Annotated in this window: 21 protein-coding genes; 7 read left to right on the top strand and 14 right to left on the bottom strand. The window is 70.1% G+C overall.

Features of this window, described 5'->3' with window-relative positions; genetic code table 11:
* Positions 1-33 precede the first annotated feature (33 nt).
* The 4 genes from ACIOKD_RS05660 to ACIOKD_RS05675 form a co-directional block, all read right to left on the bottom strand.
* Positions 34-720, bottom strand: coding sequence for an ABC transporter ATP-binding protein (locus tag ACIOKD_RS05660; protein ID WP_402078581.1), 687 nt, complete (start codon positions 718-720; stop codon positions 34-36).
* A complete protein-coding gene (locus ACIOKD_RS05665) occupies positions 717-1,241 on the bottom strand; it encodes a PadR family transcriptional regulator (protein ID WP_402078584.1) in 525 nt (174 codons plus the stop codon). The genes ACIOKD_RS05660 and ACIOKD_RS05665 overlap by 4 nt, the downstream gene beginning before the upstream one ends.
* 253 nt (positions 1,242-1,494) lie before the next feature.
* Positions 1,495-1,764, bottom strand: coding sequence for a hypothetical protein (locus tag ACIOKD_RS05670; RefSeq protein ID WP_402078587.1), 270 nt, complete (start codon positions 1,762-1,764; stop codon positions 1,495-1,497).
* Positions 1,761-2,711 carry an SPFH domain-containing protein gene (locus tag ACIOKD_RS05675; protein ID WP_402078590.1) on the bottom strand — a complete coding sequence of 317 codons (951 nt, stop codon included), beginning with the start codon at positions 2,709-2,711 and terminating at the stop codon, positions 1,761-1,763. Before ACIOKD_RS05675 ends, ACIOKD_RS05670 begins: the two co-directional genes overlap by 4 nt.
* A gap of 314 nt (positions 2,712-3,025) precedes the next feature.
* Between ACIOKD_RS05675 and ACIOKD_RS05680 the strand changes: the two genes are divergently transcribed.
* Entirely contained in the window at positions 3,026-5,317 is a 2,292-nt protein-coding gene (locus ACIOKD_RS05680) for a transglycosylase domain-containing protein (protein ID WP_402078592.1), read from the top strand.
* A 155-nt stretch (positions 5,318-5,472) separates the two neighbouring features.
* Here ACIOKD_RS05680 and ACIOKD_RS05685 read toward each other — a convergent pair whose 3' ends face one another.
* The 4 genes from ACIOKD_RS05685 to ACIOKD_RS05700 form a co-directional block, all read right to left on the bottom strand.
* Positions 5,473-7,605: a SpoIIE family protein phosphatase gene (locus tag ACIOKD_RS05685; protein WP_402078595.1), complete on the bottom strand. Its 2,133-nt coding sequence runs from the start codon at positions 7,603-7,605 to the stop codon at positions 5,473-5,475.
* A gap of 376 nt (positions 7,606-7,981) precedes the next feature.
* The gene (locus ACIOKD_RS05690) at positions 7,982-8,674 is read right to left on the bottom strand and encodes a DUF402 domain-containing protein (protein ID WP_402078597.1); all 693 of its coding nucleotides are present in this window, start codon (positions 8,672-8,674) and stop codon (positions 7,982-7,984) included.
* Positions 8,675-8,746: 72 nt separating this feature from the next.
* Positions 8,747-10,132 (bottom strand): class II fumarate hydratase, encoded by a 1,386-nt coding sequence (locus ACIOKD_RS05695; protein WP_402078600.1) that lies wholly within the window; start codon positions 10,130-10,132, stop codon positions 8,747-8,749.
* Between the two features lie 209 nt (positions 10,133-10,341).
* A complete protein-coding gene (locus tag ACIOKD_RS05700; protein ID WP_402078603.1) occupies positions 10,342-12,006 on the bottom strand; it encodes a fumarate hydratase in 1,665 nt (554 codons plus the stop codon).
* A 167-nt stretch (positions 12,007-12,173) separates the two neighbouring features.
* On the opposite strand from ACIOKD_RS05700, the gene ACIOKD_RS05705 reads away from it, so the two are divergent.
* A complete protein-coding gene (locus tag ACIOKD_RS05705; RefSeq protein WP_402078605.1) occupies positions 12,174-12,869 on the top strand; it encodes a DUF1707 domain-containing protein in 696 nt (231 codons plus the stop codon).
* A gap of 173 nt (positions 12,870-13,042) precedes the next feature.
* Positions 13,043-13,420, top strand: a complete 378-nt coding sequence (locus ACIOKD_RS05710; RefSeq protein ID WP_402078609.1) for a WhiB family transcriptional regulator — start codon at positions 13,043-13,045, stop codon at positions 13,418-13,420.
* 175 nt (positions 13,421-13,595) lie between these two features.
* Here ACIOKD_RS05710 and glpX read toward each other — a convergent pair whose 3' ends face one another.
* Complete coding sequence (gene glpX, locus ACIOKD_RS05715; RefSeq protein WP_402078612.1) at positions 13,596-14,627, bottom strand: class II fructose-bisphosphatase; 1,032 nt, start codon at positions 14,625-14,627, stop codon at positions 13,596-13,598.
* A 125-nt stretch (positions 14,628-14,752) separates the two neighbouring features.
* Between glpX and ACIOKD_RS05720 the strand changes: the two genes are divergently transcribed.
* Positions 14,753-15,271 carry a DUF4245 domain-containing protein gene (locus tag ACIOKD_RS05720; RefSeq protein ID WP_402078615.1) on the top strand — a complete coding sequence of 173 codons (519 nt, stop codon included), beginning with the start codon at positions 14,753-14,755 and terminating at the stop codon, positions 15,269-15,271.
* Positions 15,272-15,445: 174 nt separating this feature from the next.
* Here the strand turns inward: ACIOKD_RS05720 and ACIOKD_RS05725 are convergent, their stop codons facing one another.
* From ACIOKD_RS05725 to ACIOKD_RS05740, 4 genes are all read right to left on the bottom strand, one after another.
* Positions 15,446-16,036 carry a malonic semialdehyde reductase gene (locus tag ACIOKD_RS05725; RefSeq protein ID WP_402078617.1) on the bottom strand — a complete coding sequence of 197 codons (591 nt, stop codon included), beginning with the start codon at positions 16,034-16,036 and terminating at the stop codon, positions 15,446-15,448.
* A gap of 270 nt (positions 16,037-16,306) precedes the next feature.
* Positions 16,307-16,564, bottom strand: coding sequence for an exodeoxyribonuclease VII small subunit (locus tag ACIOKD_RS05730; protein WP_402078622.1), 258 nt, complete (start codon positions 16,562-16,564; stop codon positions 16,307-16,309).
* 21 nt (positions 16,565-16,585) lie between these two features.
* On the bottom strand, positions 16,586-17,794 hold the full coding sequence (xseA, locus tag ACIOKD_RS05735) for an exodeoxyribonuclease VII large subunit (protein ID WP_402078625.1): 1,209 nt from the start codon (positions 17,792-17,794) through the stop codon (positions 16,586-16,588).
* 251 nt (positions 17,795-18,045) lie between these two features.
* A complete protein-coding gene (locus ACIOKD_RS05740; RefSeq protein ID WP_402078628.1) occupies positions 18,046-19,416 on the bottom strand; it encodes an APC family permease in 1,371 nt (456 codons plus the stop codon).
* 105 nt (positions 19,417-19,521) lie between these two features.
* On the opposite strand from ACIOKD_RS05740, the gene ACIOKD_RS05745 reads away from it, so the two are divergent.
* Positions 19,522-20,538, top strand: a complete 1,017-nt coding sequence (locus ACIOKD_RS05745) for a 4-hydroxy-3-methylbut-2-enyl diphosphate reductase (protein WP_402078630.1) — start codon at positions 19,522-19,524, stop codon at positions 20,536-20,538.
* A 29-nt stretch (positions 20,539-20,567) separates the two neighbouring features.
* Positions 20,568-21,314, top strand: a complete 747-nt coding sequence (ppgK, locus tag ACIOKD_RS05750) for a polyphosphate--glucose phosphotransferase (RefSeq protein WP_402078634.1) — start codon at positions 20,568-20,570, stop codon at positions 21,312-21,314.
* Between the two features lie 123 nt (positions 21,315-21,437).
* Here the strand turns inward: ppgK and ACIOKD_RS05755 are convergent, their stop codons facing one another.
* Entirely contained in the window at positions 21,438-22,004 is a 567-nt protein-coding gene (locus ACIOKD_RS05755) for a DUF6542 domain-containing protein (RefSeq protein WP_402078636.1), read from the bottom strand.
* A 182-nt stretch (positions 22,005-22,186) separates the two neighbouring features.
* Here ACIOKD_RS05755 and ychF point away from each other — a divergent pair, with 182 nt between their 5' ends.
* Complete coding sequence (gene ychF / locus ACIOKD_RS05760) at positions 22,187-23,275, top strand: redox-regulated ATPase YchF (protein WP_402078640.1); 1,089 nt, start codon at positions 22,187-22,189, stop codon at positions 23,273-23,275.
* Positions 23,276-23,530: the final 255 nt, after the last annotated feature.

Consider the following 23,530-nt stretch of genomic DNA (forward strand, 5'->3'; position numbering starts at 1 on the left):
CGGGCGGGGCGGCGGCGGTCGACGCGCGGGCGCTCATACGACGCGCTCCATGTCCCGAGACTTCCCGTCGCGTACGACGATCTCGCGGTCCGAGTACGCGGCCACCCGGGTCTCGTGCGTGACGAGGACGACGGCGGCGTTGGCGGACCGAGCGGCGTCCGTGAGCAGCTCCATCACGCGCTCGCCGTTGAGCGAGTCGAGGGCGCCGGTGGGTTCGTCGGCGAACAGCACCCGCGGGCTCGTGACCAGGGAGCGGGCCACGGCGACGCGCTGACCCTGGCCGCCGGAGACCTCGCCGGGCCGCTTGCCCGCCAGGTCGTCGACCTCCAAGCGCTCCATCCACGACAGGGCGGTGCGCTCGGCCTCCTTGCGGGAGGTGCCGTTGAGGCGCAGCGGCAGGGCCACGTTCTCCACGCAGGTCAGCTCCGGCACCAGCTGGCCGAACTGGAAGACGAACCCGAACTGCGAGCGCCGCAGCGCGCTGCGCCGGGAGTCGTTCATCGTCGCCATCTCGTGGCCGTTGTACGTGATCGAGCCCGAGTCGGGCGTCACGATGCCGGCGAGGCAGTGCAGGAGGGTCGACTTGCCGGAGCCCGAGGGGCCCATCACGGCGACGACCTCGCCCGGGTGGATGGAGAACTCGGCGCCGTCGAGGGCGTTGGTGGGGCCGTACGCCTTGCGCAGGTCGTGGGCCACGAGCAGGGAGCCTGCGGGGGTCATCGGGTCACCGCCTCAGCGAGTTTGCCGAGGCGCGCCGCGGTGAGTTCGAGCCACCGCAGGTCGGCCTCAAGATGGAAGAGGGCGTGGTCGCAGATCAGCTGGTCGGCGAGATCGCCCCTGCGTTTGCGGTCGGTGAGGATGCGCATCATGCGCAGGTGTTCCGAGCGCTGGGTGTCGAGGATCTCGGACGCGTCGCGGTGCGTCAGGAGGGCGAGGACGACCTTCGTGTAAAGGGTCGACTGGAGATACGGCTCCGGCTTCTCCGGCGTCGCGAGCCACCGCTGGACGTCGGTGACGCCCGCCTCGGTGATCGCGTACCGCTTGCGCTCGGGGCCGTCGCCCGCCTCTATCCCGTCGACCTCCACGAGGCCGTTCTTCAGCAGCCGGGACATCGTCGAATAGACCTGGCCGTAGTGGAGCGGCCGGTCGTGACCGAACTTCTCGTCGAAGGCCCGCTTCAGGTCGTAACCGTGACGGGGCCCGGACTCCAGGAGTCCTAGGAGCGTGTGACCGATGGACATGCGGAGCACTCTACACAGTGCGTATACACGCCGTGTATACGCACTGTGCATACCTGCGCCAGGGCCGGGTGTCCCCGCAGCTCAGACCCGATTGTCACGGTTCTGCGACTGCCCGCACGGGGCCGGATCGCGCAGTTCCCCGCGCCCCTGCCTTTGCTTTTCAGGGGCGCGGGGAACGGCGCAATCTTTGAGGGGCGCGGGGAACGGCGCGAACGGCGTCACCCAGCCCGCGCCCGAAAACGGGCGCCGGCGCCTACTCCTCCCCCTCCTCGGAGAGGGGAGGCCGTCCCCGCCGGGGCATCGGACCGGCCCCGCCGGGCAGGCGGCCCGCCTCCCCGAGCGCCCGCCGCAACAGAAACTCGATCTGCGCGTTGGCCGAGCGCAGCTCATCCCCGGCCCACCGGGCCAACGCCTCGTACACCAGCGGATCCAGCCGCAACAACACCTGCTTGCGCTGCTGCGGCGGCCGCCGCCGAGGCGGATCAGGGGGAGTCGGAGGGGCGCCCTCAGGAGATGAGCTCACTGGTAGAGGGACCCCGTGTTCAGGACGGGCTGCGGAGCACGGTCGCCGCACAGGACCACCAGCAGGTTCGACACCATCGCCGCCTTCCGCTCGGAGTCCAGCTCGACGATGTCCCGCTCGGAGAGTTGGGCGAGCGCGGCCTCGACCATGCCGACCGCGCCGTCCACGATCTGGCGCCGCGCGGCGACGACCGCACCCGCCTGCTGCCGCTGGAGCATCGCCGAGGCGATCTCGGGCGCGTACGCGAGATGCGTGAAGCGGGACTCGATGATCTGCACGCCCGCCGCGTCCACGCGCGCACGCAGCTCGACCGCGAGCTTCTCGGTGATCTCCTCCGCGTTGCCCCGCAGCGACAGGCCCTCCTCCTCGTGTGCGTCGTACGGGTACTCGATGGCGATGTGCCGCACGGCCGCCTCGGTCTGGGTGGCGACGAACTCCAGGAAGTCGTCCACCTCGAAGCTGGCCTGTGCGGTGTCCTCGACCCGCCACACCACGACGGCGGCGAGCTCGATCGGGTTCCCGTAGGCGTCGTTGACCTTGAGGACGGCCGTCTCGTGATTGCGTACCCGCGTCGAGATCTTCGTACGGGACGTGAGGGGGTTGACCCAGCGCAGCCCGTCCTCGCGGATCGTGCCGCGGTAGCGGCCGAAGAGCTGGACGACGCGGGCCTCGCCGGGCGCCACCATGTTCAGACCGCACATGGCGACGAAGGCCGCGATCCCGATCAGGATGCCGGCCACGATGAGTACGGCCTTGCCGCCGGTGGCGTCCACCGCGGTGGCGGAGACGACCATCGCGGCGCCCAGCAGCAGTCCGACGAGCCCGAGCAGCAGGGCGAGCCCGCCGCCGATGCTGTGCGCGGTGACCTCCCGTACGCGCGGAGCGGGCATCTCGGGTACGTCGGCGATGTCCTGGGCGTCGTGGCCCGGAGAGCCGTGTGCGGACATGGGTGTTCCCCGTTTCCTGGTGCTTTCGGCGGTGCCTTCGTTGGTGCGTTCAGTGGCGCGTTCAATGGTGCGTTCGGTGCCGTCGACCTGCGTGCGGACGCCTGACTCGATCTATCTAAGTGATATCACTTTACCCGTCACAGCAACCTTCCACTCCCGCGAATCGTCGGTTCCATAGGGGTGGGTGCTGATTCTCACGTCCGTAAAAGGCCGGATCGACAGGCGTTTGTCCGCAGCTGCGGTGTTAGTTTGCTGAGCTGACCTGAGCGATGAACCTGTGAGACACGAGAGACGGAAGCGGAGCGGACGTATCCATGGGACGAGCGGATGAGAGACGAGCGCGGCAGCGCGGTGGACACCGCGGCGCGCCGAAACGCTCGTCCAAGGCGGAGGGCAGGAGCGGCAAGAGCGGTATACGCCGTTTCTTCACCTGGAAGAAGATCCTCGGTACGTTCTTCGGTCTCTGCCTGCTCGTGATGGCCGCCTTCGTCGGGCTCTACCTGATGATCGACGTTCCCAAGGGGAACGCGGCAGCGGTGCAGCAGAGCAACATCTACAAGTACGCCAACGGCGACACGCTCGCCCGTGACGGTGAGGTCAACCGCGAGCTGGTCGACCTGGACCAGGTCTCCAAGGGCGTCCGGATGACCTTCGTCGCCGCCGAGAACAAGTCCTTCTACAAGGACTCCGGCGTCGACATGCGGGGCACGGCCCGAGGTCTGCTCAACACCCTGTCCGGCAAGGGCAAGCAGGGCGGTTCGACGATCACCCAGCAGTACGTCAAGAACTACTACCTCACGCAGGACCAGACCGTCACGCGCAAGCTGAAGGAACTGGTCATCTCGCTGAAGGTGGACCGCCAGCAGTCCAAGGACGCCATCCTCGCGGGGTACATCAACACCAGCTACTACGGCCGTAACGCGTGGGGCATCCAGGCCGCCGCGCAGGCGTACTACCGGGTCGACGCGGACAAGCTCACCGTCGCCCAGGGCGCGTATCTCGCCGCCCTGCTCCAGGCCCCGAGCCAGTACGACTGGGCGGTGGCGAGCGACACCAGCAAGGAGCTCGTCAAGAACCGCTGGAACTACGTCCTGGACAACATGGTCGAGGAGAACTGGCTGGACTCGGCCAAGCGCGACGACATGACGTTCCCCGTGCCGAAGGACCCCAAGGGCGCACCCGGCCTGGAGGGCCAGGCGGGCTACCTGGTGGAGGCCGCCAACTCGACGCTGGAGAAGCAGCTCGTCGAGGAGGGCACGGCCTCCGACATGGACGAGGCCGCGACGCTGGTCAAGGCGGGCGGCTGGACCATCACGCTGAACATCGACAAGAAGAAGCAGGCCCAGCTGGAGAAGGCCGTCAAGGCCAGGCTGACCAGCAAGCTCGACGGGAAGAAGCGGGACGTGGACGCCGACGTCCAGGCCGGCGCCGCCTCCGTCGACCCGAAGACGGGCCGGGTCCTCGCGATGTACGGCGGCGTGGACTACGTGAAGCACTTCACGAACAACGCGACGCGCCGCGACTACCAGCCCGCCTCGACCTTCAAGCCCGTCATCCTGGCCGCGGCCGTCGACAAGGACGCCACGACCCAGGACGACGACCCGATCACGGCGAACACGATCTACGACGGCACCAGCAAGCGTCCCGTCCTCGACGACGGCACGAAGGTCGGTTTCTCCCCGCCGAACGAGGACGACGTCGACTACGGCGACGTCGACGTCCAGACCGCGATGAACAAGTCCATCAACTCCGTCTTCGCGCAGATGGGCGTCGATGTGGGCATGGACCAGGTCATGAAGACCGCGGGCGAGCTGGGCATGGACGTCGAGGGCGTCAAGTCGGTGCCCGCCCAGACCCTCGGCACGATGGGCGCGAGCCCGCTGGAGATGGCCGGCGTCTACGCGACCCTCGACAACCACGGCAAGAAGGTCACCCCGGCCGTCATCAAGTCGGTCGAGCACAAGGACCGCGCGGTCAAGTTCCCGGACGCGATCGGCGAGCAGGTCATCAGCCGCGAGGCCGCCGACACCGTCACCTCGATCCTGACGGGCGTGGTCGACGACGGTACGGCCAGGACGTCGGTACGTGACAACCCGGCCCGGGACGGCCAGCAGGTCGCGGGCAAGACCGGCACGTCCGACTTCAACAGGTCGGCCTGGTTCACCGGTTACACCCCCGACCTGGTCACCTCGGTCGGGATGTTCGGCGAGGACGCGAAGACCCACGCGCAGGTGACGATGCAGGGTGCCACCGGCCTCCTGCCCGGCAAGGGCCGCGTCAACGGCGGTGGCTATCCCGCGCAGATCTGGGCGGCGTACACCTTCGACGCGATGGGCGAGGTGACCAGGTTCGACCTGGAAACGAAGCAGGGCGCGGCCGTCAGGCCCACCCCGACGCCCACGGTCACACCCACACCGACGACCCCGTCCGCGGAACCCTCCACCGAGGACCCGACGACGGAACCGCCGACGAGCACCTCACCACCGGAGTCCTCTCCCGAGGAGACACCGTCGGAGGAGGAACCCACCCCGACGACGAGCGCCCCGTCCTCACCGGGCGACATAGAACTCCCCCCGGACCCGGACGATCCGCAGTCGGAGGACTGACGGGACCCCCGCCAGGGCCGCCCCGTCAGGGGCGCCCCGTCAGGGGCGCCCCGTCAGGGGCGCGGGGAACTGCGCGCTCAGCCACGACGGGCCCGCAGCTCCCCATCGGCACGAGCGCCCGGGGGCCATCGGGGGACGCGGCGCGTGGTCGTCCCTCAGCTGTTGTGGTTCAGCTCGAACCACACGACCTTTCCCGTGCTGAGCCGGGTCGCGCCCCACCGCCTGGCCAGCTTGTTCACCAGGTAGAGACCGCGTCCGCCCTCGTCCGTGGCGCGTGCCTGACGCAGCCGCGGCAGCTGCGGGACGTCGTCGCCGACCTCGCAGCGCAGCACGTCGGTACGCAGCAGACGCAGCGTGACGGGCTTGGTGGCGTACCGCACGGCGTTGGTGACGACCTCGCTGACGAGCAGCTCCACGGAGTCCGTGAGCTCCTCCAGGTCCCAGCGGGACAGCGCCTTGCGGGCCAGCCGGCGGGCCCGGCCGGGCGCCGCGTCCTCGGGGTCCAGGTGCCAGAGCGCGACATCGCTCGGCGCGATCCCGTCGAAACGGGCGGCGAGCAGCGCGATGTCGTCGTCCCGGTCACCCGGACCGAGCATGTCGAGCACCTCGTCGCACAGCGCCTCAAGGGGCGGCGGATGGTCCGGACCGGTCAACGCCGCGGTGGCCGCGATCCGCTCCCGCAACTGCTCTATCCCGGTCCACACGTCACGCAGCCGCGACTCGACCAGCCCGTCGGTGTACAGCAGCAGCGTGGCGCCCGCGGGCGCGTCCAGCTCGACCGCCTCGAAGTCCACGCCCCCTACGCCGATGGGAGCACCCGGCGGTACGCGCAGAACCTCGGCACGCCCGCCCAGATGCAGCAGTACGGGCGGGGGATGGCCCGCGTTGGCGATGGTGATGCGGTGCGCGACCGGGTCGTAGACCGCGTACAGGCAGGTCGCCATGCGGTCGGTGCCCAGGCGCTGGGCCTGCTCGTCCAGGTGGTGCAGGACCTCCTGCGGCGGCAGGTCGAGCCCGGCGAGGGTCTGCGCGGTCGTGCGCAACTGGCCCATGATCGCCGCCGAGGTCATGGAGTGGCCCATGACGTCACCGACGACGAGGGCGACCCGGCTGCCGGGCAGCGGGATCGCGTCGTACCAGTCGCCGCCGACCCGCGCGGTCTCGGCGGCCGGGAGATACCGGGACGCCAGCCGCACACCGGTCGGCCGGGGCAGTGTCTCGGGCAGCATCGTGCGCTGCAGTTCGTCGGCGATGTACGCCTCGCGCCCGTACAGCACGGCCTTGTCGATGCCGAGCGCGCTGTGCGTGGCGAGCTGCGCCGCGACCAGCAGGTCGTCGGTCTCGAAGGCGGGCCGGTCGGGGCGGCGCAGGAACAGCGCGGCCCCGATCACCCGGCGCCGGCCGCGCAGCGGCGCGAGGATCGCGCGCTGGCCGCCGGGCACGGTCAGGTCGTCGCCGATCAGCTCGGGCAGGGCGGCCCGGGCGGCGGGCGCGTCCGCGAAGACGGGCCGCACGCCGCGCAGCACCTCGTTCAGCGCGCCCCCGGGCCGTACGGTGCACAGCTCGGCGGTGACGCCGACGTCGGGCTCGGGCTGGAGCGCGGGCAGCAGGAAGCCCTCGGTGTCCCGGTCCTCCGGGATGCGGTCCGTGCGCCGCAGCCGCAGCACGACGGGCCCGGTGGGCCGCTCGTCGCCCACCGGCAGCGGGTCGCGCAGATAGACGAGGATCGCGTCCGAGAAGGTCGGCACGGTGGCCCGGCACAGCCCCATCACGATCTCGTCGAGGTCGATGCCGCGGGCGATCCGCCGGGTGGCGGCGCCCACGAAGCGCAGCCGGTCGCCGTCCCGGCGCATGGGCATGGGCGCGCCGGGCGCCGTGCCCTGTCCCGTACGACGGTCCTTGCCGCCCAGGTGGACGGCAGGCTCCGCGCCGGACCCGGCGCCCAGGGACTCGGGCCGCGGCCGGTGCGGATCGGGTTCGGTGGCCGACGGCTGGGAGTGCTCGGGCCCGGAACCGGCGGGCGCACCCGTGGCGGCGGCCTGCGCGTCCGCGGTCACGGGCGTGCCGACCGGGCCCTGGCCGTCGGGGACGGGCATGCCGACGGCCCCCGGGGAGTCGGGGGTGTCGTCAGGCCGTCCCTGCGCCGGTAAGCCGGGTGAGCCCTGTGGTGGCGGCTCCGAGGTACGCAGAAGCGCCCCGCGAGGGTCCGCGGGGGCCGTGGGCCTGGCAGCGCTGGGCTGTCGGCGCTCATGGGAGGTGGGGTGCTCCGTCACGCGTGTCGAATCCATCCGTCCGGTGCTGCGCGCCGTGCGTGCAGTTCGTCCCGCAGAGAGCCCGATACCCGGAATGCGTGCCCCAGGAACGGAATCCCCGCGTGATCAGACAGCCTCTCAGAAGAATGACCTTCGGACACCGGCGGGAACAGTCTGATTCGCCGACTCCGGGTCGTACCGCTGTGACCCTCGTACCCCACGCTCACGTCCTGCCGCCCCTCGGTGACGTTCAGTCAAGCTCAGCGCCTTGTGCGGGAGTTGTCGTAGCGCACCCGCCCGCCGTCCGACCACCACTCCTCAACGACGGTGTCGCGCACCGACTCTGACTGTTCGTTCTTCTCCGTTGCGGAGGACGATCCTACGGTTCTACCACGGGGGCGCATCAAGGGTCTCATGTGGACACGTGCGCGGGCGTGCGATCCCAGTCGTCGGGCAGGGACGGTACGGACCAGGCCGGATCGGGGCGCCAACGCTGCCAGCCGTCCGAGAACGGCGGGCCCCAGCGCCGGATCACATCGACCGCGGCGCGCCCGGCCTCCGCCACGCGCGCGGCCAGCCGTTCGTCCATCAGGCCGTCCCGCTGGGCCTGCGCGAACTCGTCCTCGTCGCGCCAGCCCCAAGTCCGGTCCGGGTGCACCGAGATGTCGAGGAAGTGGTCCTCGGAGTCGACCCCGCCGTCCCATCTGGCCAGCGGCTCCTCCAGGTTGACGTACCAGTTCTTGAACTGCCAGCCCGGTTCCCAGAACAGCCACACCGACCAGGGCTCGCCGGGCCGCGCCAGTTTCAGGACACCCGTGCCGAACCAGCGGTCGCGCTGCACGGTCCGCGGCTTGGTGTAGCGGGACTCCAGCGGCTCCGCGTGCACCGGCGTACCGTCCGTGAGGACGGGCCTCACGCACTCCGTACCCGGGGCAAGCCAGACGGCGAGCAGGTCGCCGTCGTCCCGCACGACGGTCACGGGGCGCGCGATGTGGAAGCGATCGCCGGCGTTCTCCCGGTAGCGCCACAGGATCTGACTTCCGGGGTTCCAGTACGCCGCCGAACCGCCCGCTTCCACGTGTGTCACCGCTCCGCCCTCTGCCATGAACAGATATTAGGTGCCCGGGGCATACGACGCTGCGGTAAGCGCCAGGGTTCGCCTGCTCGCCGGACGACGTTACGGCCTTGTCATCCGCAGGACATCCAGGGCCTCGTCCAGCTGCTCCCGGGTGAGGTCGCCGCGCTCGACGTACCCCGACTCCAGGACGACCTCGCGGATGGTCCTCCGCTCGGCCAGGGCCTTCTTGGCGACCTTGGCGGCCTCCTCGTACCCGATGTACTTGTTCAGCGGGGTCACGACCGACGGCGACGACTCGGCGTACTCGCGGGCCCGCTCGCGGTTGGCCGTGATGCCGTCCACGGTCCGGTCGGCGAGCAGCCGGGAGACGTTGGCGAGCAGCCGCACGGACTCCAGCACGTTCTTCGCGATGACCGGCAGCATCACGTTCAGCTCGAAGTTGCCGGAGGCGCCGGCGGCGGCGATCGTGGCATCGTTCCCGGTCACCTGCGCGGCCACCATCAGCACGGCCTCGGGGATGACGGGGTTCACCTTGCCGGGCATGATCGACGAACCCGGCTGCAGATCGGGCAGATTGATCTCCGCGAGCCCTGTCCGCGGCCCGGAGGCCATCCACCGCAGATCGTTCGCGATCTTCGTGAGCCCCACGGCGATGGTCCGCAGCTGCCCGCTGGTCTCGACGATCCCGTCCCGCGCGCCCTGCGCCTCGAAGTGGTCGCGCGCCTCGGTGAGCGGCAGCCCGGTGGTGCGGGCGACCTCGGCGATCACGGCTCCGGAGAATCCGGGCGGCGTATTGATCCCGGTCCCGACGGCCGTCCCCCCGAGCGGCAGCTCGGCGAGCCGCGGCAGTGAGGCCTCCAGCCGCTCGATCCCGTACCGCACCTGGGCCGCGTACCCGCCGAACTCCTGGCCGAGGGTCACCGGCGTGGCGTCCATGAGATGGGTCCGCCCGGACTTCACCACATCGGCGAACTCCTCGGACTTGCGGCTCAGCGAGGCGGCGAGGTGGTCGAGCGCGGGAACCAGATCACGGGTGACGGCGGCGGTCGCGGCGATGTGGATGGAGGACGGGAAGACGTCGTTGCTGGACTGTGAGGCGTTCACATGGTCGTTCGGGTGTACGTCCCTGCCGAGCCGTTCCGTCGCCAGCGTGGCGACGACCTCGTTCGTGTTCATGTTGGACGACGTGCCGGAACCGGTCTGGAAGACGTCCACGGGGAAGTGCGCGTCCCACTTCCCGTCCGCGACCTCGGCCGCCGCCTCCTGGATGGCCTCCGCGACGTCCTTGTCCAGCACGCCCAGACCCGCGTTCACCTTGGCCGCGGCCGCCTTGATCCTGGCCAGGGCCTCGATGTGGGCGCGCTCCAGATGCTGCCCGGAGATCGGGAAGTTCTCGACGGCGCGCTGGGTCTGGGCCCGCCACTTGGCGTCCGCGGGGACGCGGACCTCGCCCATGGAGTCGTGTTCGATGCGGTAGTCGGTCATAGCAGGTATATCGCCCCCACCGCCCGCAACCATTCCCACCCCTGCCTCGGGGGCGCTGCCCCCGAACCCCCGTTGTCCTCAAACGCCGGACGGGCTATCTCCTAGCCCGTCCGGCGTTTGAGGACGAGCGCGCAGCGCGACAGCGGGAGCGAGGGGGCGCAGCCCCCATGCAGTGGACGGGACGGGAAGGGGCGGCGGGGGCGAAAAACTCAGAGCCCGGGCCCTCGCACCGGAATCGACGTGAACGTAGGAGCCGGCGCCGGGTCCTTGAAGAAGTCGTTGCCCTTGTCGTCGACCACGACGAACGCCGGAAAGTCCTCCACCTCGATCTTCCACACGGCCTCCATCCCGAGCTCCTCGTACTCGACGACCTCGACCTTCTTGATGCAGTCCTGGGCCAGCCGCGCGGCAGGACCACCGATCGAGCCCAGGTAGAAGCCGCCGTGTGTCCCGCACGCGTCGGTGACCTGCTGCGACCGGTTCCCCTTCGCCAGCATCACCCGAGACCCGCCCGCCGCCTGGAACTGCTCCACATAGGAGTCCATGCGCCCGGCCGTGGTCGGCCCGAACGACCCGGACGCGTACCCCTGGGGCGTCTTCGCGGGCCCGGCGTAGTACACGGGGTGGTCCTTCAGGTACTGCGGCATCTCCTCGCCCGCGTCGAGCCGCTCCTTGATCTTCGCGTGCGCGATGTCACGGGCCACGACGAGCGGCCCGGAGAGCGACAGCCTGGTCTTCACCGGGTACTTCGTCAGCTCGGCGAGGATGTCGTCCATCGGCCGGTTCAGGTCGATGCGCACGACGTCACCGGCCTCGTCCAGGTGCTCGTCGGTGGTGTCGGGCAGGAACCGCGCCGGGTCGGTCTCCAGCTGCTCCAGGAAGACGCCCTCCGCGGTGATCTTCGCGACGGCCTGGCGGTCGGCCGAGCAGGAGACGGCGATGGCGACCGGGCAGGACGCGCCGTGCCGGGGCAGACGCACCACGCGCACGTCGTGGCAGAAGTACTTGCCGCCGAACTGCGCGCCGATCCCGATCCGCTGCGTCAGCTCGAAGACCTTCTCCTCCAGGTCCTTGTCACGGAAGCCGTGGCCCAGCTCGGAACCCTCGGCCGGAATCTCGTCCAGGTAGTGCGCGGACGCGTATTTCGCGGTCTTCAGGGCGTACTCGGCGGACGTGCCGCCGACGACGATCGCGAGGTGGTACGGCGGGCAGGCGGCCGTACCGAGCGAGCGGATCTTCTCCTCCAGGAACTTCATCATGGAGGCCTCGTTCAGGACGGCCTTCGTCTCCTGGTAGAGGAACGACTTGTTGGCCGAGCCGCCGCCCTTGGCCATGAAGAGGAACTTGTAGGCACCGCCGTCGGCCGCGTACAGCTCGATCTGGGCGGGGAGGTTCGAGCCGGTGTTCTTCTCGTCCCACATGGTGAGCGGGGCCATCTGCGAGTAGCGCAGGTTCAGGTTCAGATACGCGTCGTAGATGCCGTGGGAGAGGGCCGCCTCATCGCCTCCCGCCGTCAGCACGTTCTGGCCGCGCTTGCCCATCACGATCGCCGTGCCGGTGTCCTGGCACATCGGCAGCACGCCGGCGGCCGCGATGTTCGCGTTCTTCAGGAGATCGAGCGCGACGAACTTGTCGTTTCCCGACGCCTCGGGGTCGTCGATGATGCGCCGCAGCTGAGCGAGGTGTGCGGGCCGCAGATAGTGCTGGATGTCGTGGATCGCCTCGGCCGCGAGCGTACGCAGCGCCTCCGGCTCCACCTTGAGGAACGTGCGCCCGTCGGCCTCGAAGGTGGACACACCCTCGGTGGTCACCAGCCGGTACGGGGTGGTGTCCTCTCCCTGGGGGAGCAGATCGGTGTACGCGAACTCAGGCATCTCGCCAAATCCTTCATCGACAGACAGCGGCCGGCCTCCGTTGGCGGCGCCACCAGCGTAGAACCTGCCTCGGACATCTAGCTTGTGAGGTAAGGCTCAGTTCGTCGTCCACACCCGCCGTCCACACCCTCTAGTCGCGATCTATCGCGTTTGGGTACGCTGCTGCCGTGGACCTTCAGAAGCACACCGAGCCCGACCTTCGGAAGCACACCGACCTCCGCGCGTCCGACGCGGACCGTGACCGGATAGCGGACATGCTGCGCGACGCCCACGCCGAGGGCCGCCTCACCGCGGAGGAGCACGCGGAGCGGGTCGAGGAGGTCTTCCGCGCGAAGACCGTGGGCGAACTGGAACCGCTGGTGCGGGACCTGCCCGCGGCCCACCGCCCCCGCCCGTCGGCCGCGTTCGCGACGGCCCCCAGCCGGCCCGCCCCGGGCGCGATCCCGCCGTTCGCCGACGAGAACGTGGTGGCGGTGTTCAGCGCGGCGGTGCGCAGGGGCCGCTGGCGCGTGGGCCGCCGCACGCACGCGTACGCGATCTTCGGCAGCGTGGAGATAGACCTCAGCGAGGCGATCTTCGAGCACCAGCAGGTCGTGATCAAGGCGATATCGGTGTTCGGCAGCGTCGAGGTCCGCGTCCCGGAGAACGTGTCGTTGCGCGGCAGCGGCGGCGGAGTCCTCGGCAGCTTCGAGGTGGACACCCTGGACTCGGGCGAACAGGACGCCCCCGTGGTGTACGTGGACGGGCTGGCCGTACTGGGGAGCATCGAGGCCAAACCCAAGCGGGGCAAGCTGATCGAGGACATCCTCGACCGGGTCACCGGCAAGGTGAACGCCAAGTTGCGCAAACATCTGGGACATTGACGGTCGCGAATCCACGACGACCGGAAGGACGCGGTCCGGAGCGAGGGCTCCGTGCCCGGCCCGGTACCGGCCGGGATCTTCGACGCTTGCCAACTGAGTGCATAGGCGCGCGTACAGCGGGTAGGCCTTGCTGCATCGTCTCTCGCTCGCGAAGCCGTCGTCAGGAGTAGACCGTGCTGCATCCGCCGCGTCAGTCCCTGCAGGTCGCTGCCGTTCCGCCCCAGCCGGTGCCGGTGCGCGAGAGGGACCAGGACGCCCCCTGGCACACGGAGGCCGTGTGCCGCCGCGACGAGGCCGGGCTGTTCTTCGCACCCTCGAAGGAACCCACCGCGGCCCGGCTGTCCCGCGAGGAAGCGGCGAAGCGGGTCTGCGCGCGCTGTCCGGTGATGATCGAGTGCCGGGAACACGCACTGCTGCAACCCGAGCCGTACGGCGTCTGGGGCGGCCTCACCGCCGCCGAGCGCCGCGTGGTCCTGGCCCGGCGCCGCCGCCGCGACCTGGACCTCCAGAAAACAGCCCGGGCCCCGGGCCCGATAGCCGCGGCGGGCTAGCCCGACACGAGCGATGGGGCGCCCCTCCGCACAAGGGACGCCCCATCGACGTACGCGATCACGACCGAGCCCCCGCACCCCCGGCACGCGCCCCGTCAGGGGCGCGGGGAACCGCGCGGCCGGCCACGACGTACCCGCAGATCCCCCGGCCCGCACCGCTCGCCCGAACGGCGGTCTACTTCGCCCTGTCGAAGTCGATCGCGCTGTACGCGCGCAGCTTCTCCAGCCGATGCTCCGAGCTGATCTGCCGAACCGTCCCCGACTTCGACCGCATCACGATCGAGTCGGTGGTAGCGGTCTCGGGCCGGTACCGAACTCCCCGCAGCAGCTCCCCGTCAGTGATCCCCGTCGCCACGAAGAACACGTTCTCCCCGGACACCAGGTCATCGGTGAGCAGCACCCGGTCCAGGTCGTGCCCCGCATTCACGGCGCGCGCCCGCTCCTCGTCGTCCTTGGGCCACAGCTTGCCCTGGATGGTGCCGCCGAGGCACTTCACGGCGCAGGCCGAGATGATGCCCTCGGGCGTACCGCCGATGCCGAGCAGCAGGTCGATGCCGGTGCCCTCGCGCAGCGCCAGGATCGAGCCGGCGACATCACCGTCGGAGATGAGCTTGATGCGCGCGCCGGTCTCCCGGATCTCCTTGATGATCCCGTCGTGCCGCGGCCGGTCGAGGATGACGACCGTGACGTCCTCGGGCGTGACGCGCTTGGCCTTGGCGACCCGGCGGATGTTCACGGATACCGGGGCGTTGATGTCGACGAAGTCGGCGGCCTCGGGCCCGGTGACCAGCTTGTCCATGTAGAAGACCGCGGACGGGTCGAACATGGTGCCGCGGTCGGCGGCGGCCAGCACGGCGATCGCGTTGGTCATGCCCGCCGCGGTGAGCGTGGTCCCGTCGATGGGGTCGACGGCGATGTCGCACTCGGGACCCGTCCCGTCCCCGACGCGCTCTCCGTTGTAGAGCATCGGGGCCTCGTCCTTCTCGCCCTCCCCGATGACGACGACGCCGTTCATCGAGACGGTGGAGACGAGGGTCCGCATGGCCCGGACGGCGGCGCCGTCGGCGCCGTTCTTGTCGCCGCGGCCGACCCAGCGGCCCGCGGCCATCGCGGCGGCCTCGGTGACCCGGACGAGTTCAAGGGCGAGGTTGCGGTCGGGGGCCTCGGAGGGGACCTCTAGTTCGGACGGCAAGTGATGCTCGGTCATCGGAGCGCACCTTTCTGACACGGCGACGGCCGGATGAGGGTTCGGGCCGACTCTATCCTCAGTCCGACAAAATGAGCAGGGGGCCCCACGGATGAGCGGGGCAGTGCACCTGCGACGATGGGGGAGTGGCAGGCAGAAAAGGCAAGCAGTCGGTCCGGGACATGGTGCTGTCCCTGGGCCTGATCGGCATCGTCGCGGGCTTCATCTACGTCTTCATCCCGAAGGACGACTCGGAGCCCCCTCTCGAACGGGTCGACTACCGCGTGGAGCTCCTCACGGCACGCCGTGCGGCCACCTATCCGGTGGCGGCGCCCGAGGGGCTGTCCACGGAGTGGAAGGCGACCTCGGTGCGGTTCCGTGGAGTTGACTTCGACGCGTGGCACCTAGGCTTCCACGACCCCGACGGGGAGTACGTGGCGATCGAGCAGTCGACTCAGAAGCCCGTCACGTTCATCGAGGACGCCAGCCAGGGCGCCCGGGAGACGAACGTCACGCAGCGCATCGGCGACAAGTCCTGGAAGCGGTACCAGGGCGGGAAGTACGACGCCCTGGTGCTCCAGGAGAAGAACTCCACGACCGTGGTCACCGGCACGGCGTCGTTCGCGAAGCTGACGAAGATGGCGGAGTCGCTCAGGACGTCGTGAGTACGGGCGGACGTGGGGGGGGGGGGGGGCCCCCCCCCCGGGGCGCCCCCCCCCCCCCCCGGCCGGGGGGGGGGGGGGGGGGGGGGCGGCCCCCCCCCCCCCCCCCCCCCCCCCCCCCCCCCCCCCCCCCCCCCCCCCCACGTCCGGGGGTACTGTCCGGGGGTCCTGTCCGGCTCAGACCGTCGTGATGACCTGGTCGGCCGCAAGGCGCGGGGAGCGCGGGAACCAGGCGTCCTCGGCGGGCCGGCCGATGTTGACCACCATCAGCGGGGTGTGGTCACCGTCGAGGAACTCCTTCTGGACGCCCGCGAAGTCGAAGCCCGTCATCGGGCCGGCGGCCAGACCCGCGGCGCGGACACCGATGACGAAGTACGCGGCCTGCAGCGCGGCGTTGAGCGCCGCGGCACCCTCGCGGGCCGGGCGCTCGGCGAAGAAGAGGTCCTTGGCCTGCGGGAAGTGCGGCAGAAGGTGCGGCAGCTCCTCGTGGAACTCGTTGTCCGCGGAGAGGATCGCGACGAGCGGGGCGGCGGCCGTCTTCGGCTGGTTGCCCTCGGCCATGTGCCGCACCAGGCGCTCACGGGCCTCGGCGGAGCGGACCAGGGTGATGCGCAGCGGCGACTGGTTGAAGGCGGTCGGGCCGTACTTGACCAGGTCGTAGATCGCCTGCACCTGCTCGTCGGTCACCGGCTCGTCGGTGAAGGCGTTGGCGGTGCGGGCCTCGCGGAACAGCAGGTCCTGGGCGGCGGGGTCAAGAACGAGAGACATGAAGCAAAACCTTCTCGGAGCGTGCGTCGGATCCCGGGGGATCGGCTGGCGGGTCTGACGCTACGCCGGTTAGGTTTAAGATTCAATCAAAAGTGGACCAGGGTGATCCGCTTCACAATTTGCATGGCCAGACCAATCACTTTGGGACGGGAAGGGACAGGGCGGGATGAGGCGAGACGGGGACAGGGCGAGGCGGGGACAGGGTGAGGCGGGTCAGGGCGGACGGGGACGGCTCTGGCCCCACGCCGCTCGTAGTCGACGTCCAGACGTCTACTCGGAGCCGGCGTCCGCAGCCGGCTCCGCCTTCTCTTCCTCCGCCAGCGCCGCGTCGAGGCGGGCGCGGGCCCCGTCCAGCCATCGCCGGCACACCTTGGCCAGCTCCTCACCGCGCTCCCACAGGGCGAGCGACTCCTCAAGCGTCGTACCGCCCGTCTCCAGGCGGCGCACGACCTCGATGAGTTCGTCCCGCGCCTGCTCGTACCCGAGCGCCTCGTCCGTCGTGCCGGCCGTACCGGTCCTGCTGGTCATGCGTCCACCCTAGGGTCTGCCTCAGACATCGACTCGTACCGTGAACTCGCCCTCGGCGACCCGCGCCCGCAGACTCTCGTCCGCCGTCACCTCGTCCGGGGACCGGACGGCGTGGCCGTCGGACTTCTGCAGGACCGCGTACCCCCGCTTCAGGGTCGCGGCGGGGGAAAGGGCCACCACGCGCGCGTGGGTGTGGGTCAGCTCCGAGTCGGCCCGGTCGAGGAGATGGCCGAGCGTGCGGCGACCGCGGTCCAGGAGCGCGGCGACGTGGTCGGCCCGCTCGTCCACCATCCGGTGCGGATCCTCTATCGAGGGGCGGGCCAGCGCGTGCGCGAGCCCCCGCTCCTCGCGCTCGATGAAGGACCCGACGCACCGGCGCGCACGGTCCCGCAGGAACCGGACCCGCTCGTACTCCTCACCGACGTCCGGTACGACCTTCTTCGCGGCGTCGGTCGGGGTGGAGGCGCGCAGGTCGGCCACGTGGTCCAGGAGGGGGTTGTCGGGCTCGTGACCGATGGCCGACACGACAGGCGTACGGCAGGCCGCGACCGCCCGTACGAGCTGCTCGTCCGAGAACGGGAGCAGGTCCTCCACGCTGCCGCCGCCGCGCGCCACGACGATCACGTCGACGTCGGCGAGCGCGTCCAGCTCCTTCACCGCCTGGACGACCTGCGGAACCGCGTGAACGCCCTGTACGGCGACGTTGCGCACCTCGAAGCGGACGGCCGGCCAGCGGTGGCGCGCGTTCTCCAGGACGTCCCGCTCGGCGGCGGAGGCGCGGCCGGTGACCAGTCCGACGAGCTGGGGCAGGAACGGGAGCGGCTTCTTGCGCTCGGCGGCGAACAGCCCTTCCGCGGCCAGGGACTTCTTCAACTGCTCCAGCCTGGCGAGCAGTTCGCCGACGCCCACCGGCTTGATCTCGACGGCCCTCAGCGACAGTTGTCCGCGCGGCGCGTACCACTCGGGCTTCGCGTGGACGACGACGCGGGCGCCCTCGCTCACCACGTCGGCGATGGCGTCGAACACCTGCCGGTAGCAGGTCACGCCCACGGAGATGTCGTGCGACGGGTCGCGCAGCGTCAGGAAGACGACGCCGGCGCCCGGCCGGCGCGACAGCTGGGTGATCTGCCCCTCGACCCACACCGCGCCCAGCCGGTCGATCCATCCCCCGATGAGCCGCGACACCTCACCGACGGGGAGGGGGGCGTCGGCGGACGTGTTGAGAGCCATACGCCGAGCGTAGCGGCACCCTCTGACATGGCCGCTCGTCGGTCGTGGCAGGGTGCGGCCGGGTGGGGGTTGCTCGCGCCGTTCCCCGCGCCCCTCGAAGACGAAAGACTGCGCCGTTCCCCGCGCCCCTGGGCGGGACGGGGCGCAGCCCCTCCCCGAGGGGCGCGGGGAACCGCGCGATCAGCCCTCACCGGCCCCGCAGACGAACATCGGCGCACGGGGCGCAGGCCCAGGGGTGAGAACGCACAAGCTCAGCCGGACGCAGGTGCCCGCCCCCGCTGAGCCACCAGCACTCCGACCCCCACCAAGAACCACACGCCCCCCACCACCTGCGCCGCCCCGGACGCCTCGAAGATCACCAGCACGGTGATCGCCGCCCCCACCACCGGCACCACCACATGCCGCCACCACACGACTGGCCCACCCCGCCGCCGCACGGCGAACCACCCCACCACGCTCGCGTGCAGCAGCGTGAAGGCGGTCAGCGCGCCCACGTCGACCACCGACACCAGATGGTCCATCCCGTCGTCGCGCCGCGCCGCCCACACCGCGGCGACCAGCGTGATGACGGCCGCGCACAGCAGCGCGACCCGCGGCACCCCGGAGTCCGTCTTCGACAGGGCGCGCGGCAGCCGCCGTTCACGTGACATCGCGAACAGCAGCCGCCCCGCCGCCGCCTGCCCGGCCAGCGCCGCGAACGCCGCCCCGATGGCCTTGCTCACGGCCACCAGGTCGTGCAGCCAGGCGCCGACGGAGGTGTCCACGGCGTCGTAGAAGGCCGACCCCTGCTTGACCGGATCGTCGGCGAGCCGCGCCGACGACATCGGCTCCAGGAGAGCGACGAGATACGTCTGTGCGATGAACAGCACACCGGCGAGGGCGAGACAGAACAGCACCGCCCTGGCGACCTTCTCCGAGCTGCCGGTGACCTCCTCCGCGAAGGAGGCGATCGCGTCGAAGCCGAGATACGACAGCACCGCGATCGACACCGCTCCGAGGACCGCGGACAGCGCGAACGCCCCCTGCGAGCCGTCTCCGGAGAACGGCGACAGCCAGCCCCGCTGCGCCCCGTCGCGCGCGAGGACGACGATCGCCGACACGAAGAAGACAAGGAGGACCACGATCTCCATCGCGAGCACCAGAAAACCGACGCGCGCGGCGGCCCGTACGCCCCACAGGTTCAGCAGCGTCGTCACGACGACCGCGAGCGCCGTCCACACCCATCGTGAGACGCCCGGGACCAGGGAGTTCATGGCGATCCCGGAGAAGAGGTACGCCACCGCCGGGATGAGGAGGTAGTCCAGCATCGCCATCCACCCGGCGACGAACCCGGCCTCCTTCCCGAGCCCCACGCGCGCGTAGGCGAACACCGAACCCGCCTGGGGGACGACCCGCACCATCTGCGCGTAGCTGAACGCGGTGAACGCCATCGCGACCGTGGCGACCAGGTAGACCAGCGCGACCGCCCCGTGCGATCTGGCGTCGAGGGTTCCGTAGACACCGACCGGCGCCATCGGGGCGATGAACAGCAGCCCGTACACGACCAGGTCGCGGAAGCCGAGACTGCGCCGCAGGCCCTGTTCGCCGTCGGCCGTGCGGGCCGGTGAATCCGTACCGGACATCCATGCCTCCCGAGAGTCGTGCCGCCTGCGCCCCCTCCCGGCTCCCCAGCCTTCGACCAGTCTCCCCAAAGGGGTGATCCCTGACCTGCCGGGCGCGGCCTTACGATGGGACGCATGACTGCTTCGACTGGCCGCCGTGTCCTGCTCGCCGCTCCCCGTGGCTACTGCGCGGGTGTCGACCGTGCCGTGATCGCCGTCGAGAAAGCCCTGGAGCAGTACGGGGCACCGATCTACGTCCGCCACGAGATCGTCCACAACAAGTACGTCGTGCAGACCCTGGAGAAGAAGGGCGCGATCTTCGTCGAGCGGACCGCGGAGGTCCCCGAGGGGTCCATCGTCATGTTCTCGGCGCACGGCGTCGCCCCCGTGGTCCACGACGAGGCCGCGGCCGGGAAGCTCGCCACCATCGACGCGACGTGCCCGCTGGTCACCAAGGTCCACAAGGAAGCCGTCCGGTTCGCGGACGACGACTACGACATCCTGCTCATCGGCCACGAGGGCCACGAGGAGGTCATCGGCACGTCAGGAGAGGCGCCCGACCACATCACGCTGGTCGACGGCCCCGGTGACGTGGCGAAGGTCGAGGTCCGCGACCCCTCCAGGGTCGTCTGGCTCTCCCAGACGACCCTGTCGGTCGACGAGACCATGGAGACGGTGGACGCCCTCAAGCAGAAGTTCCCGCAGCTCATCTCCCCGCCGAGCGACGACATCTGCTACGCCACGCAGAACCGCCAGCTCGCGGTGAAGCAGATGGGCGAGCAGGCCGAGCTGGTCATCGTGGTCGGCTCGCGCAACTCGTCCAACTCCGTACGGCTCGTCGAGGTCGCCAAGCTCGCGGGCGCGCGGGAGGCGTACCTCGTGGACTTCGCCGACGAGATCGACGACAGCTGGTTCGAGGGCGTCTCGACGGTGGGCGTCACCTCCGGGGCCTCGGTGCCGGAGATCCTCGTCGAGCAGGTCCTGGAGTACCTCACGACCCACGGTTACGAGGACGTCGAGCTCGTGAAGGCGGCCGAGGAGTCCATCACGTTCTCGCTGCCCAAGGAGCTGCGCCGCGACCTGCGCGCGGAGGCGGCGGCCCTGGTGGCGCAGCGCACCGGAACCACCCCCTCGGCCGAGTGACTGTCCGTCCCACGACGTAACGTAGAGCCATGCAGATCTTCGGCGTGGACATCGGCGGTTCAGGGATCAAGGGCGCTCCCGTGGACCTGGACAAGGGCGACCTGGCGGAGGAGCGCTACAAGGTGCTCACGCCGCATCCGGCGACACCCGACGCGGTGGCGGACGGTGTGAAGGAGGTCGTCGGTCACTTCGGCTGGACGGGCCCGGTCGGCATCACCTTCCCGGGGGTGGTCACCGGAGGCTCCACCATCCGCACGGCGGCCAACGTGGACAAGGACTGGATCGACACCGACGCGCGCGCCCTGCTCGGCGACCGGCTGGGCGGGCTGCCGGTGACCGTCCTGAACGACGCGGACGCGGCGGGCGTCGCCGAGATGCAGTTCGGCGCAGGCAAGGGCCGCAAGGGCACGGTCTTCCTCCTCACGTTCGGTACGGGGATCGGCAGCGCCCTCTTCGTGAACGGCACCCTCGTCCCGAACACGGAACTGGGCCACCTCGAACTGAACGGCCACGACGCGGAGAAGCACGCCTCCACGAAGGCCAAGGAGGACCACGACCTCTCCTGGGAGCACTGGGCGCACCGCGTCCAGAAGTACCTCGCCCACGTGGAGATGCTCTTCTCGCCCGAGCTGTTCATCATCGGCGGCGGAGTCAGCCGCAAGTCGCAGAAGTTCCTGCCGCTGATCGAGGGCATCAAGGCGGAGATCGTGCCGGCCCAGTTGCAGAACAACGCGGGGATCGTGGGCGCGGCGATGCGGGCGGCCCAGACGGACTGAGTGCCCGGCCCGCCCCCGTCCCGGGCGCTTTCCGGGGGCGCGGGGAACCGCGCGGCCGCCCCCACCGAACCGCAACTTCGTCACCGTCGGCCAGCCGGGCAGCCAGATCGCCCAGCCGGGCGCTCAGACCGCCCGGCGTCGCTGTGCGGCCTTGCGGGTCATCATCCGCGCCTTGCGCACGGTCACGATGACCCCGGCCAGCAGGGTGCCCCCGTACAGCCACCCGGCGTGCATCGCGAGTGCGGTGACGAGACCCAGTAGCCGGCCGCCGAAGCCGCCGTCGCTGTCGGCGATCGGGAGCAGCCCGACGGCGAAGGCGATCGGCACGGCGACGACCGCGGTGACGAGGTCGGCCCGCCGCACCCACACCGCGGTCAGCACGCAGACCGGCAGGAACAGCACTCCGTAAACGACGAGCGACGCCCCGAACAGCAGCTGGATCAGACAGGCCAGCGCGAACATCGACGCGGTGCAGAACAGTCCGCTGCCCAGCCCGGTGAGCCGGGGGTTGGGAAACCGGCGTACGGCCTGGACGAGCGGTGAGCCGGGCAGTGCGGTACGGGGGGCACGCGGGACACCGGCCCCGGCCTGCCGGGTCGTACGGGCACCGCCCCGCCTGGCCTGCGGGGGAAGGGGAGTGCCGCCTCGTGATGGCTGTGACTGGGGAGGACGTGTCCTGTGTTGCTCCACTGGGACAACTTAGGTCGGGTTATGTGCGGAATGACCCTCTAGACACGCGCTTTGGCCGAGCTTGGCCAAGCGTTCGATACGTCGCCGGTGCGAGGCGCGGCACGCCGTAGACTGGTGGATCGGCCCGAGCATCCTCCTGGCCCAGTCCTCGCCCCACACCCTCACGTACGGGAAGTCGCAACGTGTCGCTCACGATCGGAATCGTCGGTCTGCCGAATGTCGGCAAGTCGACCCTTTTCAACGCCCTGACCAAGAACGACGTGCTGGCGGCCAACTACCCGTTCGCCACGATCGAGCCGAACGTGGGCGTGGTCGGTGTCCCCGACGCCCGGCTGACCAAGCTGGCGGAGATCTTCGGCTCGCAGAAGATCCTGCCCGCCACCGTGGACTTCGTCGACATCGCGGGCATCGTGCGCGGCGCGAGCGAGGGCGAGGGCCTGGGCAACAAGTTCCTCGCGAACATCCGCGAGTCGGACGCGATCTGCCAGGTGATCCGGGCCTTCAAGGACGAGAACGTCGTGCACGTGGACGGCAAGGTCTCGCCGAAGGACGACATCGAGACGATCAACACCGAGCTGATCCTCGCGGACCTGCAGACCATCGAGAAGGTCCTGCCGCGCCTCCAGCGGGAGTCGCGGATCAAGAAGGACGTCGTGGCGAAGGTGACCGCGATCGAGGCGGCCAAGGAGATCCTGGACGCGGGGCAGACGCTGTTCGCGGCGGGCATCACCCAGGGCTCGGACCAGGAGGCCCTGCTCCACGACCTGCACCTGCTCACGGTCAAGCCGTTCCTGTACGTCTTCAACGTCGACGAGGACGAACTGACCGACGACGCGTTCAAGGCCGAGCAGAGCGCCCTGGTCGCCCCCGCCGAGGCGATCTTCCTCAACGCCAAGCTGGAGTCGGACCTCGCCGAGCTCGACGACGAGGAGGCCATGGAACTCCTCCAGTCGGTCGGAGTCGAGGAGCCGGGCCTGGCCAGGCTCGCGCACGTCGGCTTCAACACCCTCGGTCTGCAGACCTACCTCACGGCAGGCCCGAAGGAATCCCGCGCCTGGACCATCAAGAAGGGCGCGACCGCCCCCGAGGCCGCCGGAGTCATCCACACCGACTTCCAGAAGGGCTTCATCAAGGCGGAGGTCATCTCCTTCGAGGACCTCGTCGAGATGGGCTCGGTCGCGGAATCCCGCGCCAAGGGCAAGGCGCGGATGGAGGGCAAGGACTATGTGATGCAGGACGGGGACGTGGTGGAGTTCCGCTTCAACAACTGAACTCCACCACGTCGCTGACGTGGTGGAGTTCAACGCAGAAGTACAAGTGGCCAAGGGGGGCTGGGACGGTTCGTCCCAGCCCCCCTTGGCCATCCTTCGCTGTCACAGGGGCTTGTTCTCGGTCGTATGTCCATCGTGGAAGGCGTAGGGAAGGACTAGCCTTGCCTTCGTCGGCCTGTCACGCTGGCTTCCGAGGCCGAGAACGTAGAGCAGCCACGGCGAATTGGGAAACAGAGTCGTCAGCGTCCCAGCGAG

The sequence above is a fragment of the Streptomyces sp. NPDC087844 genome (assembly GCF_044742785.1).
GTDB lineage: Bacteria > Actinomycetota > Actinomycetes > Streptomycetales > Streptomycetaceae > Streptomyces.